The organism is Candidatus Pseudomonas adelgestsugas (genome assembly GCF_004124255.1).
In the GTDB taxonomy this organism is placed as follows: domain Bacteria; phylum Pseudomonadota; class Gammaproteobacteria; order Pseudomonadales; family Pseudomonadaceae; genus Aquipseudomonas; species Aquipseudomonas adelgestsugas.
The window spans coordinates 1,499,494-1,517,448 of the sequence record NZ_CP026512.1; the positions used below are offsets into that span (position 1 = coordinate 1,499,494).

The window sequence follows — 17,955 nt, forward strand, 5'->3', positions numbered from 1 at the left end:
GTTGTTCTATGGTCGAGCTGTTTACATGGAAAATCTTAATTGTACGAATACATTAGGATCATAACATTATACTTGACAAAGATGAAGTAAACGTTTTATGTAAAATAATTAATGTTAGTCACCGCAACAATGTTAGTTTTTAAGTCAAGCATAAACACTTGACCTAAAGAAGATAGGCGGCGTTAAAGCTGCCAGCTAACTTAGTGATTTTACCAAGTAACAGGATTTTATATCGAACGCTAAGCGTAGTTTGCTTTGATATACACCATATAAAAACATAACTAACCATTTAATGGCGCATTTATCTATCTAAACAATTAACTTGCAGACAGTCAGCACAGCCTCACTATAGGACTAGCAGTAACAGTATAAAACTGTAATAAAGATAAAATATCTTTACGCAGGCACATCACACATATGTTATCATTAACAAAAATTAAAATGAGCATACTGCAGTTTTGCTTATATACAAAAAACAGCAAACCACACAAAACAAGATAGCTAAATGATTTTTTAATAAAAAATTACATATAATATCACAAAATAGTATACATCATTTAAATTTGCTTAGCTTGTGTGCTCCACATATGGAATATACATTTAACCTATCAATAGACACAAACTAGTGATAGCAATACAATTATTCTATAAAATTAATAACCATTACTTTTTACATACTAGTAACGCTAGAAGCGTTTGCAGCTAACTGCCGCTTAAGGCTATATTTATTTATATACAGACATAGCTAAACTAGCTATAATTCTGATAAACATATACAGACAAGTTGATCATTTCTTCCAAATCTTTCACCTCGCTGCTATATGGGGACAGATAAGCGTAATAGTTAGATTACGGTTGAGGCGTACCCAGTTACGCGTTAGCATTATACTAAAGACAATAGCCAGCTATATACGCTACATTTCTCCAACATAATTTTTTACCAGCTAAGCAGTAGCCAAATCTGAAACGCAACCTACGCTGTCTTTGTCCACAACGCTATTTATATTACTCGATGTTGATCACTCAGTTGCTGTATATCGACACGCGCTGCAAGCTTCTAAAATATCACGACTAGTAGTAATTGCCTAATCATATTATCTAAGTGGATTTTTTTACTATAAACATTACAAACTTTAGTGCTATATGTGCTTTATTTTAGCTGCTTATATGATTAATGCTAATTAATTAATTATTATATAAACTAGTTAAATAAGCACCTGCAATAGCTGGCACTCCTGCAGAACATGGAAGACCGAGCGATTATGGTCAATAATCAACCAGCATACCAAGGCATAAACGTATTATGCCAGTGCAGCAACTAGTGATCTTAACCACTACAGACGTCAAATACATTACTACCTACCATCACTACACTTCTGTCAGAATTAGCATATTTCATCTATAATACACTCCATAAGTATTATCGTCAAAAATATTTATAAGACTCATTGTTAATAAATTGGTATACGTCAAGCCAATAGCTAAGCATATTGTATAAATAATGTACTCTATTAAAGCATATACCAAAGCAAGTTAACCGTTATTTAGCGATATGGTTAATTGCCGGTTTTGCAAACCTTAGTATCATGTATTCTAATTCACCAACTGAATTTTATGGTTAATGCATAGTTCCACTAAAACTATGGTTTTTTCAATCTAAAGATAATCAATAAAAACATACACTTTTTCAATCATAGCCATATGTTGCACGCTACCCTGACTAAAAACTTACAGTTTTTAATAAGTCGTAGATAAATATAAAAGTGATTTAGTGTTTAGTATGTCTAGATATAACGAATAAAAGTATCGCGCTAAAAGGCATGTTTTCGTTATAAAACGAAACCTATGAATAAAATTTAAAAAATCAGCATATCGAGAAATAAAACTTCTGCAATACTTACAAAAACTCTAGCAAAAGTACTTTTAGTTATCCATTGCCTGACTGAACAAAACTCAATATCTAGTAATATATACACCAGGATAACATCCACTAAATTCCTTTATGTTTCGCAAAACAAAGGCTAATCATTAGCCGTCACAATGTAGCGATTATTATATATAATTTATATATTAAGTTACTGCCAGCTAAAAAAATTGAAACGTACCATGCGCGTGTCGAACGCTTGACTGCTATCTAATACTCACTAGTTAATTAGTGTCAAATGCCTTTACTGTTGCCAATATAATATTGTAACCGCTTGGGTCTAGTTAGTCCGATCGACAAGGCCAAGCGATTAGCGATAACTGCACTTCCAGTATCAAAATAAAAAAAGAAATATGGATATTTGTATAGCACTAGAATTTTAGAATCTATCCTTAATCTAGCAAATGAAGCCTGTCTCGTGCAAAAGCATGATCAAAATTTATTGATGTCAGCATCCCAGATTATAAGTAATACACATACAAATAGTGATTGACGCATCGATCGCTAATTTTATAGTAATTTTGATTGATACACGTTCATGTATACTAACGCTACACTAAGCCAATATGCTTTATCTAGTGCCTCTAATAAGCATGTACTAGGCTATCCATAGCTATCGACCAGATAGATTTCATCTGGTGCAACGAGAACGTTGTTCAGCAAACTACCAAAGCATTCCACCAGTCTTCGCAAAGACTGAGTTTTAAAATAATCATCCCAATCGCAACCAGCACACCTTAAGCGGATCGCATGATCCAGCTCCACCACTAACTCAAATACCCTAATACAACGACTATACTTTGATATACGGCCTAAAACACTTGAGATTATTTTGCTTGAATTAGAATAATTAGCACTCCAAAAGTATATCGAATAAATTTAATGGACATTTGTTTTAATGGTGTCGCACTTATAATAGTAAGCAATAAGTATTGATCAGCTACAAAGCTAATAAAAACTTTTGCTTAACCTGTAAAGGTCACTAACTAATTTAAAATAGTGTTTACGTTCAAAAATCAAAGATAACGAAATAATTGGCGTCTACTTTACAATTAGTCATACTAAATATCGCATTAGTACCCATACTTATACTCTTGCCATTGACGCCAACCACTATATTTAGCTTAACGATATAAGCCGTTACGCACCTATAAATATCACGTTATTAATATGCGACAGCTGTCAACAGTTAAGAACCATTCGAAGCTTGATGATGGCTAATTGAATTACCCACGCCAGCCGCTAATAATATGGATAACTAATCACAGCTTGTGCCAAGCCAATAATATATGCAGGCTAGTGCTTTATATTACACTAACCGGCTAAAGCGCTAAAACTAGAAATATAACTAAAACGGTATGCTAATAATTAACAAGCATATATTCTAGATAACGATAATTGAAGTCATGATCTAAACAGAGATCTTGTTTTGTACTAATACAGTCTGCATAAACAACATCTAATATCTTGTAGAAGCAAGCCAAACTAATGATACATGCAAAGATGATTTGCTTATCGAGCTGTATGTCAACATAATATTTATTATATGTGAAGAGATAACCGTGAATAGATTATATAACAACCAAGGCTTCGTAATTTATTTATGACAAAGTAAGTATTTTCTAATTATTACTGATGATAGTTGATTGCCGTAATCAATCAATAGCTGGACCTGGATTATCCAGCTGTTTTTTCTAGGACGCATCTAAGTCAAAAACATTAAGATATACTATACTAAGCTATAATTAAAGGACTGCGTAATTAGGTACTAGTTACGTATTGACCAGCTGAATATTTATCTGGTTTAACTAGTTAATAGATTATTTAGATGACAATTCTTCATAATAACTCTGCACGCTGATATAGATCAATAGGTTTATACGTCATTACTCTAGACATCGCTACAATTTGACAGGACCACTCTACACCTCAACCAAAACCCTAAGACACATAACTAACTAGACAGTGAATCTAAGCACATCTGACTTGTTAAATACGCTTGATGCAACTTTGCCAATAGGCAGGCATGAAAATTCTCGCTATATGTTTGCAAGCTACTCTGTACAAACGCCTGTTACTACTACGTATAATTTTAATTTACCTTAGAATGATTATCGCAAATACGGTATCAAGATCAACCCATAGACGAACCACTGAGCGACAACTGGATTCTGCTGTATAAATTTGGTTGAAACCACGCCAACATTAAGTTTTGCAATAGTAGGAGCACTATAACCTAAGTGTATTGTTAATGTGCAATGAACCGCTTGTAAAAGGCTAAAAAATTATACGGTGATCCATATACAGCATAACCATACAATTTTGCTTAATCAATCTCTACATAACTCATAGTTATGGGTAATGGCTTCTAATTATCTAGCTAAATTAAAACGCTCACAGCATTAGGCATACATGTTTATTAGTACTAAATATAGAGCAATAACATAGTAAACGCTTTTCATTGGTGGTTTAAACCTGAATTACTTCACCATTAAATTCAGTTCTTTCATCGTTACGTATGAACGTTTATTAAAACTAGCTATATCAACTCGACATCAACTTGCAAAATAGCGACTTTTACTTGGCGTAATTCCAGTATCATCGCGTTAGTGCTCATTACTGCTCATGGTTAAATCACACTATCATCAAGCTGACTGTTTGACTCTAAAATTATTTAGAGCGAGTGTTTGGTTGTTCTATCGGATTTCTACAATTAATATCATTACTAAAAAATCTCTCACACAAGACTATACCATGCATTACCAGAAATGAACGCCTTAACACTATCGATAAACGTTGGTTCAACCGCTTTAGTCTTAGCTAGTTTATTATAAAAGCATCTTTATTATTAGCTATATTGATAGAATTTTACATTAAAACCACTAACACATTTATGATTAGACTTTCTACTGTGTTAATTGACATATCTACAGTATTAGCCCATAAACGGTGCTTATGTATCAGCATTGATATACATGGTTTTATATTGTTACTAGTTTGAGCATACGCCAGCTTCAACTATTCTCCGTACATTATTTTTGTGTCTTATCTGTATTGTCTCATGAGACAATCATAAATAGCCAAACTAGTTAAATTTTTGTTTAGCTTTAGACTGACTGTAATGATTATAGCGCTCCCTTGCCTGCTAATTGCTTTGAATTCGACAGTAATAGAAACACTAGATAAAATCTTGAAATACGGTTGATTAATAAAAGCAAAGAAAGTTTTATTTTGCGAAAGCAATAAATTTAAATCATTTTCATGTGATACGTTCTGAGGCATTTCAGATGTTTAACTAAAGCCTGAATGGTAAAAAACAAATAACCAGTTTTCGTCTATCTAATGAGTTAGTCTAATTATATGGTATACATACTGAAATCCAATAAGTGCTAACCTAAATTCTGGAGATAACCTCAACGTGCAACATTGCTTTAGAATATCTGGATAAATTAGCAGTACAATGGTCATAATTGTGCCGCTAGTTCATGCACGTTTCTGTATCCGTGAATTATTGGTCAGTTGATTTCGCCTAAGTATTGCGCTTAATAAGCTTAGCGATGCACCTTGGCATAGCTATAGAGACTGTATCAAAAGTACATACTAACTTTTAAAAAGTGAGTTGATTACCGCCGAAAAAACAAAGAAGCGCATATCCTTGACCAGACTTAGTTTTTACATACTAGTCGGTAGCCAGCTTATCAAGTTAGTATAACATAGTTGTAGCGTACGCTTGTAGCCGCGCTAATTGGCAAGACCGCAGGTATACTTTGAGTCTATTTTTTCCACTTCTAGGACTCTTCTATAATGACTTTCGATGCATTCGATATCAAATCTCTGATCCGCACTGTCATCGACTTCCCTAAGCCAGGGGTAATCTTTCGTGATATAACTCCGTTATTTCAATCACCACGTGCCTTTCGCCTAACAGCCGACAGCTTCGCCCAACGTTATGTAGAAGCAGACTTTACTCACATTGGCGCAATGGATGCCCGCGGTTTCTTGATAGGCTCGATAATTGCCTACCAGTTAAATAAGCCGCTGATTCTATTTCGCAAGCAGGGTAAGCTACCGGCAAGAGTGCTGGCTGAAAGTTACCAGACAGAATATGGCGAAGCTTTCCTTGAGGTACATGCTGACAGCCTAGGTAATGGCGATTCAGTACTAATGTTTGATGACCTAATCGCTACTGGCGGTACTTTGATTGCCGCTGCCAACTTAGTGCACAGAATAGGCGCAAAAATCTTTGAAGTGGCAGCAATTATTGATTTACCTGAGTTAGGTGGCTCGCAGCGACTGGAAGATATGAAGATTCCCACGTTTTTTTTAACACAGTTTACCCTCACTGAACCGTAATAGTTGTTTATAATGACCTAATCGTAGACAAGTCCAAAATTACTATTGGAATGTGGTCACCTATAACTTATTAATAACGCTATTTATTGCTTCACGCATACTGCCACTAAGCTTACATAATGCGGCTGTCTCTGTGTAGTTACCAACCATCCCACAAGACTTATCTTGCACACTTTGGCCAGGGAACTCATGATTACAATACTCTTACGGGCTGCCATATTCTATATATGATGCGAGATAAACTCCTGCGACACTTCTATCATCACTACCATCGCTGTCAGTCAATGTTTAAGTGACTAGAATTTACTGATAAGTTTACTGAAACGCTTCGTGACAAGTAAGCCCATATAAAAATTTTCTTTTAGGCAAGCTACGCAGTCATGTTAGCTATCAGCGCTATAAGCTAGATATAGCTATCAAAGACCATGGTGAATGCACAAAGTAAATATTTTCACACAGATAAAGTCATCTACCTACGCTAAGAAATCATTATAAAAAATAAAAAACTGTATCCAGTAATTACCAATAGACTTTCTTTTAGATTCCAATTAACAATGCAAACCAGTGCATTTTTTTGCTGATATCAATAAAGCCTAAACTACTATTTAGCACGGCAACCACATAAAAACGTGTGCAGTTACCGCTAGTAATAAATATATTGCTAACATTTATGCGGAGTTATTTGTCATAACGAATGATGCTAGTGTTGTAAATTGGTTACAGTGGAACTGTAATTTTGTTCAGTAACAGCTAGAGTAAAAATCTTGTTACCAGCTGAAACATTAGATAGCTGCACACGCATGCACTGCTGGCGCGCTCATTTACTAGTCGTAGGGCGACTGACTGTATCAGCTTTTTATTATAAAAATTTTTTAAGTACGTGGATAAATTAATGAGTGACGTAGTTTGTAATGCTTATGGCACTGGAGATTCTATAAGTTCAATATGACATAGTACCGCACCAAACTGTTGTATCAACTGCTGAATAAGCGGATCACTATGTATCACGTCTTCAGCCTTACGCTGACGATTGAGACTTTGGCTGATCACGGTTTGGGCAGGAATTACTTGCTTAGGCTTAATCAGTTTAATGACAATGGTTAGAGTACGCCCGTAGTACCAATTCAGCGCTGTATTGAGGTAGTGTTGTTGTGTTGCATTCAATATAGCGCTATGGGTGTAGTCCAAGTGAAACAACCAGCGATCACCATCAATTGCAATTAATTGACAGTTAGCGGCGATATTGCTAGTTATGCCGGAGATTGGTAATTTTGGAAACAAGTCCAACCATTGCAACGCAAGACTGGCAGCGTCAACTACTTTATGTTCATAGGCTAACTCTGTAATGTTATTGCTAGTCAGATCATCTAGGTAGCTGTAAGCCGAATCTATGTTTAGCTCGATACGGGCTTCATCTAGCGGTAACTGGTTACCTAGATCAATCCTAGGTACACTCTTAACTACCTGCAAAGCAGTTGATTTTGGAACTAGCGCATAAACCTGCTCCACTAACTTTGGATAGTCTTGCACCTGAGTCAGCGAATATATTGGCGTCAACCATGACTGCTTACTGGCGACTTCTAGCACATGATCTACTGTATGCTGCAGTTTAGATTTAACCTCAACTTCTACCAAACTATTACATAGTAAGTTTACCACTGGAACAAATTTAGACTCATGGTTAATCGAAAGACTACATTCAGCTAGTAATCCAGCAATTACAGGCTCAGACTCAGACTCAGACTTCAGTGCAGTAGAAACTAATGGATTGATTAACACTGTACCTGTAGCCGGCTTGGCTAAACTAGAGATGGCCTGGTCAGTCCTTACTGGCTTTGGCGTTTGCTGCAATATATCTGCCGAGTTATCTGACCGACAGGCTAACATTCGCAGCAAAACCATTTCAAAGCCACCACGCGGGTCTGGCGCTAATGGCAAATCCCGGCGACCTATCAGACCAATCTGATAGTAGAATTGGATATCTTCAGCTGACAATGTATGGGCCAGAGCTAATATACGTTTACGGTTGCTGACGCTATAGCTGTTATCGATACCATCAGGTAAAATTTGGGCAATGGCGACATAGTGCAACACATTAAGGATTTCAGAGAGCACGCTATTCCAATCAGGGCCATGCTCTGACAGGTGGCACACAGCTTCGAGCAACGCTTTAGCGTCGCATTTAATGAGCTCGTGCAATATGCGAAACACCTGAGTATGATCAAGGGTACCCAGCATAGAATATACATCAGCAGCCATAATCTTGCCTTCACCAAAAGCAATGGCCTGGTCAGTTAGACTCATAGCATCACGCATAGAACCATCAGCCGCACGGCTAAGCAACCACAGCGCATCATCTTCAAATGGCACATTTTCAATATTTAGCACATAACTTAAATGTTTAACTATGTGCTCTGTGGTAATATTTTTTAGTGAAAATTGCAAGCACCGCGATAAAATTGTTGCAGGAAGTTTTTGCTGGTCAGTTGTCGCAAGAATAAATTTAACGTGAAGCGGCGGTTCTTCAAGAGTTTTTAATAAGGCATTAAAAGAGTGACCGGAGAGCATGTGCACTTCGTCAATTAGATAGACTTTAAAGCGCCCACGGCTCGGCGCATACTGCACATTATCTAGTAACTCGCGAATGTCTTCAATCTTGGTGCGACTTGCAGCATCGATCTCAATAAGATCAATAAAACGCCCCTCATCAATTTCCCGACAAACTGAACAGGTACCACATGGCGTGGAAGTAATATCGGTTTCACAGTTGAAACATTTAGCAATAATACGTGCAATTGTAGTCTTGCCTACCCCACGAGTACCGGTAAACAGGTAGGCATGGTGCAACCGTTTACTGTTAAAAGCATTAATCAAAGCCTTAAGCACATGGGTCTGACCAACTATCTCGCGGAACAAAAGTGGACGCCATTTACGTGCAAGAACCTGATAACTCATCGAAAACCGTCATAACTAGGAAGCGGAAACTAATAATGTTAGCAATGTTAGCTAAGAAAGAGAAAAATTGCATCCAGCATGCTCGTTTAATCTAGATCAGATTGTCGAGCCTAGCTCAGAAAAGCTTATTTTAATAGAGTATATCCTCTTAGTCATAGTATGTTATGGGGATTTTCTATTTCTCCACTGCTATCCGCATAGCTCCTGTACGATGATATTTTTGATCTTTGATAGCTGGGCTATAGCAATTTCTAGGTCAAGGATAGTCTGCACATTTAAGGGCATGCTATATACTTTGATGTTGAGTCTAGCCACTGAGGCAAATGCCAAGTAGAATTTCAGGCATGAATCCTGGGCTACTTTATTGCTGGAATTATAGAATACGGCGACATTAATATGCGCTATTATAGCGATTAACAATAGATCACAACTTGTACATGGCTGTATCTGAGGCATGCCGTAACACTAATCACGTTACTCAATGTTATTAACTAGTATTAGTGAGTTAGCAACTATAACGCACGCAAGCAATTGCGTGCTATACGCAACGCCAGCGTCGATCTACACAGTGCTATAGTACTGCTCTATAAGAGAGCTTGCTACTTATGTTTACCGATAATCAATTAATCCGTAACGATTAACGTAGCGAAGACTTTTACAGAAAAGCCTAAGCAGTAAAAGTTTTGAATGCAATATCATCAATAAATTAATGTACAATCAAGTTAACCTGCTCAGATTTCCTGTAACAATTATATTACGTGTAATTACCAGCACACATACTAGTGTGGCAGATTTTATATGAGTTCCTACGGATAACGCTCTGGGGCAAGATTGATAACATTGTTACACTTTGTACACCTGGAAACATGCACAGCTTCTACTTACTTCTCAGAACTCCATTGTTTTAAATTGTGGACTTGATCAACCGACGGGCGTTTAAGGAAACCACATATATGGTTCCTATAACTTCTAGATTTAGTTGAATAGCCAAAGAACCTCTATTAATTTTTAATAAATTGTTTGGCTGTTTAGTTATTTATTTATATAAACTGCAATTATCTAATTATCGATCATTGCAGATGTCACCTACATCTTCTGCGATCAGGACTTCGGCCGGCTATCGGCTGCGTGAGTTCAACCTAAACAACTGACTAGCAGTGCCTCTCTAAGCCGATTACGGTGACACAGGACAGCACAATTACACCGTAATGTATTCAGATTAGGCGTAAGCTTAAAATAAGTATTACACTAGAAAACCAAGTTAACCCAAAGAGATTCAAATCTAGCAGAGCGAGCTATGCTAGCTAAGAGATAATAATCAACTGTATCAGTCTATAGATTGGTGTAGCTTTGATGTAACAATGCAACTTGGTTTCTTATAAGCAAATTTACCAAATAGCTTTTATTAATTTAATAACTTGCATTCTGTAAAAAAACTTTTTTGACATATAAATACCCAGTAACATCTAGCGTTGAGTGTATTTAACTAATTGCTATGCTGCCACCTGTAATTGATTAGTTTCTTTAGACTCACGATCCGTGCACATTTATTTTAACTAATACAATCGATAAACGAACGATATTCGGCATTGATAAACCTTACCTTATTCTAGCCAAAGACTAAGCGTACCAGCAAAACTGGCTATATTAGCAATCAAATATTGCTGAACCGATTACTGTTTCTCAGCCAGCGTGGTCTATGCAAGTTCATGGTTATCTTTAAATAGGCAACACGATGCCTAATCGGACACCATATAGTCAGATGATAAGTGCTTATGATATATTTTGTAAACAAACATATCATATATTAATTACATGATCATCGCCTATTTTTTCTGTATAGCAAAGTTTAACTGAATGCTCAAGTATAACCAGCCAACGTACAACCTTTATAATGCTGGGTATAACTAGGCAGAGCTGCTTGACTTAACTGTGGTAGATACCTTAAATAAAGTTCTTCAAAATACCAACGCACCCAGATTGTTGTGCTTTCTTAAATATAACTTGGTAGAATTTTAAGCGATTCGCTACAGATAGAGCAGCTTCTCTAGTGATTATATCAGCTCTATACTGCATATATTACAAATTAGCAAGCATGCAAACATTTTGTATTGAGCATTGACTGAATAATTGATAATTATCAGTAAACTTTGCAGGGCCAGTCATGACAATCAATATTGTAAATAAAAATTATTATATACATTATTTAATCAAACGTATTCAGCTGCTTATGCACTATTTTGTACCTACGCAAGCATCTCGAACTATCTTAGTTTTGACGTAAAAACATTTATGCTTATTATCTTATAGTGCCCTAGTTTATGCAGGCTAATTATATCTCGTCTTTGGTAGTTATCACTACAAAATTCTCATTCACCTTTATTACTGAAATTAAGTCTATAGTATTGGTCAATAAGAGATACTCATTGCAATACTAAATTGCAGTTTATAAAACATTTTAAAAAACGAAAACTTAAATAGGTTGACCGAAACGGTGGACTTCACTATTCTATATTTCACTTAAAACTACCTTGAGCTGCTAGACTTAGGTAAATGCACTGCTCAATTACTTTCATAGGGACAACTTAAAAACTTCTACTATTCTAGCTACAGACAACAGAATTGTAGTCTTGTATTTAATACTATTTGTTCTTTATCTTTACGCAAAAAAATGTAAGACTTCCATAAGCACAGTTTCTGTAACTACCATCAAGACAGTAGTACTGACTATATTATTATCTTTTATTTCGCTATCAATATACTAACTGCCTCACAGGCACTAGAGACAAAACCGTTAGGATAATAAACCATGAAATGGTGATAGTAGTTAAGTTGCTTCCTAGGTAATATTTATTTTATTACTAAACGCAGCTTAAGGAATATTCTTGAAGACAGTGATTGCTAGTAAATTGGCTAAAATTTTAAATTTTTAATTGCTTTCAAAAAGCATTATGGTGGCGACCACACTAGCCGTGCCCCGCACACAATATACCACGCTATGGCTGCTTCTTTCCAGATCTGACCAGGTTTACGGGTGATTGTTGCGGGGTGACCAATGTGGTCACCGTTATAACGAATTTTGTCATTATATCTATAATGTCGAATATTATAATAATTATTTCAGGATTACAAATATAAAATAGCTTTAGCAGCTAAACTGCTACAAAATTACAATTCAGTCAGCAATGTTGACTTTTTTGCATAACCAAATTAATTATACATAATTTAGCACTAAATACCAGCGGTAATAAACATAAGGCTAGCTGGATATAGGCATTACTGAATACTACACTACTACGGTATTCAGTATAAACAAAATATAGCAATAGGAACATCTGGCAATCTAAACCAGTCTCATGGACGTTTATATTAAAACTCAGAACAGTACCTGCAACATCTACCACATATTACATGGCATACTTAGGTTCTAGTCACATCCAGCAACAAGTACATGGTGTACATAAGCGCTAACGCACATTTATCAACAATCCTGACGCTACCTATTTTGATAAAAGATAATACTCGAAAAAATTACGGCGTCAATGGCGAGTGTACTGATAAATAGGTAACATAATGCTTGAACTGATGACTGTTGGTCTAGTAACTATTAGTAATTAACTTGCCTAATGGCAGTAGCAGTTGAGCTATATGTAACATAGCTTGCGCACTTGCATATAAACTATGTCGCCATTGACAACGGTGGCATCCTTGATGCTCATGGCGATCGCACTATTATCATCTAATCTGATTAGCGCGTTATTTACTAGAGGTAGTTGATTCTTATGAAGTCGAAGATCAAAAAAGTGGGCTGCTGCATAAATGCTGCTGGATACTACTTGTAAATTACAGTAGATTAATGAATCTACTGGTCAGCGCTGAGCAGATTCCAATCTTACAGCAGTTTTAAGAGTTATCCTAGATTGACAAGATCGCTGGAATAGTGCAGTTGGTGCTGCAAGACTAAGCACAGCTCTACTGTTCTATAGAGGGGATTAGCTAGCCACAAAGTGATCAAAGCTGTAATTGGTTAATCCGCACAACAACTTAAAGCGCCTACCGTCTAGGTTACCAAGTCTTTTAGTCACATGCTGATTACGTGGTCAGGCTATAGAAACTAATAGATTTTGTTACAGTTGGTAACTAAGCACTATGCTAGATAAGTCTAGGCGTTGCCTAGTGCAAACGGATAGTTATTAGCACTAATATTTCTATATTTTGCTATTATAGCAGAATATAGTCATGAATAGCGCGCGATGTGCAAACTTAGCTGCTTGAAATAACGAATATAGAAATCTTGATTTAGACTCTAAAGATTGCTACGCTTTTTGTAAGTAATGCTTCACAATCTCATACAGACATTAAACTGGTTTACTATAATACGTTTTCTGATTCAAGACCTAATTAAACAGTAATATTGTGCTTGGCCAGGAAGGAGACAAACTCCTCTTCATCTAACACCTGAAGGCCAAGCTGAGCAGCTTTAGCTAAGTTCGATGTGGCGCCTAATCCGGCAACTACGCAATAAGTTCTTGCAGAAACTGAACTGACTACCTTGGCTCCCAAGCTTTCCAGCATGTCTTTAACTAAAGTACGGCTTATTAACTTTAGTGAGCCGGTTAACACCCAAGTATGCCCTACTTCCGGCAAGTTTTTAACAAACTTCTTCTTACTTTGCCAATGCATACCAAAATCTTTGAGCTGCTGTTCGATAGCAATGGCATAATTCGTATTGTCAGAGTTATTGAAAAAATTTCGAACAGCCTTAGCCTGTTTTGCTGGTAGAATATGGCGCATCTCAAGCCAATCAGCATTGACGACGCCTTCTAGACTGCTAAACCTATTCGCAAGTTTTTGCGCAACGCCAGACCCAATACTCGGAATATGTAACTTATCAAGCAAGCTGCCCAAAGTGGCGCTAATGGTAAATGGAGCGCTTAGGTCAAGCTGATTCTGTAATTGCAGGCCGCATTCATCTGGCGAAAGCAGCATACTAATAATACCTTGATTATAGCTATCGTCAAAAAAACTACGAATTTCATGCGCCACTTCTAGTCCTACATCTGGTAAATACGTCAGCACTTCCGGTAAGGCCTTTTGTACGCGTTCTAGAGATAACAGCGATTGCGCCAACACCTTAGCGATCTCCTCACCAACGTTAGCAATGCCCAAGGCATAGATAAACCGTGCTAAGGTCGGCATCTTGCTATTTTTAATAGCTACAATCAATTTCCTGCTAGCAATATCAGCAACGCCTTGTAAAGTGATAATCTGTTCAGGCTTAAGTTTATAGATATCTGCAGGAGAGCAAATAAGCTTTTTATCCACTAGTTGCTCAATAGTTTTGTCGCCTAGACCGCTAATATTTATAGCGCGGCGTGAGACAAAATGAATAATCGACTGCTTGAGTTGCGCACTACAGGTCAAGCGCCTAGCACAGCGGTATAATACGCCATTGCTTACGATTTCCTTACCTTTTCTGCGTTTGACTAACTTTGTGCGCTCCACTGGAGAACCACACACTGGACAACTTTCAGGCATTTGTACGGCATAAGCATTTTCTGGGCGACGCTCAATAACTACTGACACGACTTGCGGAATTACGTCACCAGCACGGTGGATAATCACAGTATCACCAATCATTACACCAAGACGCGCTATTTCGTCCATGTTATGTAAAGTGGCACTAGATACTAGGACACCAGTAAGCTTCACTGGTTTCAGGCGTGCTACCGGCGTTATAATACCAGTACGGCCAACCTGAAATGCTACGTCAACTAGCTCGGTCAACGTCTCCATAGACGGGAACTTATACGCAATAGCCCAACGCGGTTCACGGGTGCGAAAACCCAGTTTACGTTGCAATGCAATGCTATTGACCTTAAATACCGCGCCATCAATCTCATACGGCAGACTGTTGCGCCGTTCTTTGATATCACGATAATAATCAAGACAATTTTGGATACCATTGGCCAGCTTTAGCTCATGACTAATAGGCATACCCCAATTCTGCAGCTGCTGCAAATTATCGGTATGGGTAGCGCAAATATCAGTAGTCACACTATAGCAGCAAAACTCTAGTGGGCGGCTAGCGGTAATCTTCGAATCTAGCTGTCGCAAGCTGCCACCAGCAGCATTACGCGCATTAGCAAAAATCTTACCACCAACTTCCATCTGCGACACATTCAGCCGTTTAAAGCCAGCTTTAGATATAAACACTTCGCCACGCACTTCCATGTTTATTGGCCAACCACTACCGTGCAATTTAAGCGGAATATTGCGTACTGTGCGCACATTAATGCTGACGTCTTCACCGATAGTGCTGTCGCCACGTGTAGCGCCACGTACTAACTCGCCATTTCGATATAATAAACTAACAGCTAGACCGTCTAGCTTAGGTTCGCAACTGTATTCTACCGTGGTACAATCATCTTCAATTGGTAAATCGAGAGCTTCGACAACCAGGCGATCAAACTCGACCATAGTAGTTGCATCAAACGCGTTACCCAAGCTAAGCATAGGAATTTCATGTTTAACCTTGGTAAACGCTAACAGCGCTGTACCACCAATCCGCTGTGTCGGCGAATTACGTGTCACTAGCTCAGGATGCGCAGCTTCCAGTGCCTTAAGATTGCGAAACAAACAGTCATATTCAGCGTCTGAGATACTTGGTTCGTCAAGTACATGGTAATGGTAGTTATGCTGATCTAATTCAGCGCGTAGTTTAAGAATATGGTCATGGGTAGCAATCATAAGTATGCTCATATAAAGCAAAAGAACAGCAAAGCTGCCAAAATATCAGTGCGCTTATTTTATCGACAATACTAAAAACCAGCCATCAGCGTTTTTGTGTTAGAGCGCGACGCTCAAACTCAACAATGCGTTGACGGTAATGCTCAATAGTCTGTACGGTCATGACGCTACGCTGGTCATCCTTTAGCTCACCATTGAGTTCTTGCGACAACTTACGCGCTGCAGCCACCATCATGTTAAATGCTTGTTTAGGATGGCATGAGCTTGGCAGACCCAGGAAAAAGCTCACTGCCGGTGTGCTGAATAAGTCTATATCGTTCAAGTCAAACGTGCCCGGTTTAACTGCATTCGCCATAGAAAATAGCACTTTGCTATTACCGGAAATATTTTCATGACAGTGAAAAATATTCATTTTTCCAAACCTTAACCCGCTCTCAAGGATGTTTTGTAATAGTACTGGACCTTTAAAACCAGCAGCATCACGGCTTATTACGCTAATCACCAGAACTTCTTCAGTAATTGACTGAGTATTTACTGATTGCCGCGGCATAGCCGCTTGCTTACTAACGTTTTCATCATAGAAAGTACTATTCTGGCCGTTCAAATTAAGAGATTCATTAACGTAGAGATTAAAATTACCATTATGTGATTTAGTAACCTGTATACCATAACGATTTTTATGCTTGAAAGAAGGCTTGCATACTTCACGTACTGACGCACTTAGCGACGGTAAGTCGTGCTCGTCTAATTGTGGTTTTATATGAGTATCTAGAGCGCAAGCTGGCAACAGCAACTCGGTACTACTGTCGGTAGACAAGTTAGATAAGTTGCGCTTTAGGCGAAATTTAAGCTTACCTTTACCGCTGCACATACAGCGCCAGATATTAAAAATAATAGCGACAATAATAATTGCAATAATGATGATCAGCCACTCGCGCAGACCGATTTTCATGTAATCCTATCCCTCTGATAAAAAATACTGCAAAGCAAAAGAGTTTAGCATCGTGCAAACCACTTTAAAACACAATAACAAATATATGTTGTAGCCAGTATATTGTACTACGCATAATAAATTGCTATTAAACTAACATAACTAAAGATAACTTTAACAATCTATTAAAAATACCTGCAATAAATATGTTTATTGACTGCTTTCGTCAAAGCAGTAAACTAGATTACAGTAGGCTAAAATTCTCTACTGATACAAACTCTAATATCACTATTATCTTCGCAACATCAACAGCCACTAATCACGTAAGATCTAGTTGACACATTATTAATGTTTAATAAACAGATCAATCATGTTTATGAAAATATCATTATAAGTTATATATAGACTATATAGTCTAAGATATTTTTTTAAAATCAGTTGTAGCATTTAGCATTAGCATTATCCAGTAGCACGCTAGCTTTGTTAAGCATAAAGATATCGCTGAGTTTACCGTAAAGATAATAAATATTAGGAATGAATACGGTTATTACCTGTTCGCTATTGGTTAACAAAGCAAATGGATGGCTCTATTCTTCTTACCTAATAAACGAGCTATGATTGTTTTTTGTATCAAGTAAATCTTTGTCAGTCAGTTCGAAGTAAGCACTGCTTTTACTAACAAGTTCAGAATAACGTTTCTAAACCATTAGCAATCTAATTAAAGATATTTTTGATCATCTTGCTAGTTTCTTTATTGATATCATGAGACATGTTTTGCAGTATTCAGCAACATTACAAAATCAGAATCTCAATTATTCAAGTAACGTTTACGCTTAAACTGCTAATGATGTTGATATGTAACTACAAGATTATATCGCACCGCACAACTTGTATTAAATCTATAAACTTACTCAAGTTTCTCTTGAAGGTTTTTCCCATTGGATATGGATGGGTTTAATGCCATATGCTACTGTTAAAGCTAGCTGTAAATTAACTGAATGGGTAATACCTAATCTAGGCCTGCTATTTTTATACGTGGCAT

The 17,955-nt window shown here is 37.2% G+C and carries 4 protein-coding genes and 1 other RNA gene; 1 reads left to right on the top strand and 4 read right to left on the bottom strand.

The annotated features are described in order from the left end of the window. Positions 1-5,728 precede the first annotated feature (5,728 nt). The gene (locus C3B55_RS03770) at positions 5,729-6,277 is read left to right on the top strand and encodes an adenine phosphoribosyltransferase (protein WP_129211596.1); all 549 of its coding nucleotides are present in this window, start codon (positions 5,729-5,731) and stop codon (positions 6,275-6,277) included. 915 nt (positions 6,278-7,192) lie between these two features. Here the strand turns inward: C3B55_RS03770 and dnaX are convergent. The 4 genes from dnaX to zipA form a co-directional block, all read right to left on the bottom strand. Then, on the bottom strand, positions 7,193-9,232 hold the full coding sequence (gene dnaX, locus C3B55_RS03775) for a DNA polymerase III subunit gamma/tau (RefSeq protein WP_129211598.1): 2,040 nt from the start codon (positions 9,230-9,232) through the stop codon (positions 7,193-7,195). 2,961 nt (positions 9,233-12,193) lie between these two features. Further along, an RNA gene (gene ffs / locus C3B55_RS03780) (signal recognition particle sRNA small type) lies at positions 12,194-12,290 on the bottom strand. A gap of 1,343 nt (positions 12,291-13,633) precedes the next feature. Further along, positions 13,634-15,982, bottom strand: a complete 2,349-nt coding sequence (ligA, locus tag C3B55_RS03785) for an NAD-dependent DNA ligase LigA (RefSeq protein ID WP_129211600.1) — start codon at positions 15,980-15,982, stop codon at positions 13,634-13,636. An 85-nt stretch (positions 15,983-16,067) separates the two neighbouring features. Further along, complete coding sequence (gene zipA, locus C3B55_RS03790) at positions 16,068-16,934, bottom strand: cell division protein ZipA (protein WP_129211602.1); 867 nt, start codon at positions 16,932-16,934, stop codon at positions 16,068-16,070. Between the last annotated feature and the right edge of the window lie 1,021 nt (positions 16,935-17,955).

Coding starts and splice junctions, on each gene's coding strand:
- C3B55_RS03770 (WP_129211596.1), top strand. CDS start 5,729: ATGACTTTCGATGCATTCGATATCAAATCTCTGATCCGCACTGTCATC.
- dnaX (WP_129211598.1), bottom strand. CDS start 9,232: ATGAGTTATCAGGTTCTTGCACGTAAATGGCGTCCACTTTTGTTCCGC.
- ligA (WP_129211600.1), bottom strand. CDS start 15,982: ATGATTGCTACCCATGACCATATTCTTAAACTACGCGCTGAATTAGAT.
- zipA (WP_129211602.1), bottom strand. CDS start 16,934: ATGAAAATCGGTCTGCGCGAGTGGCTGATCATCATTATTGCAATTATT.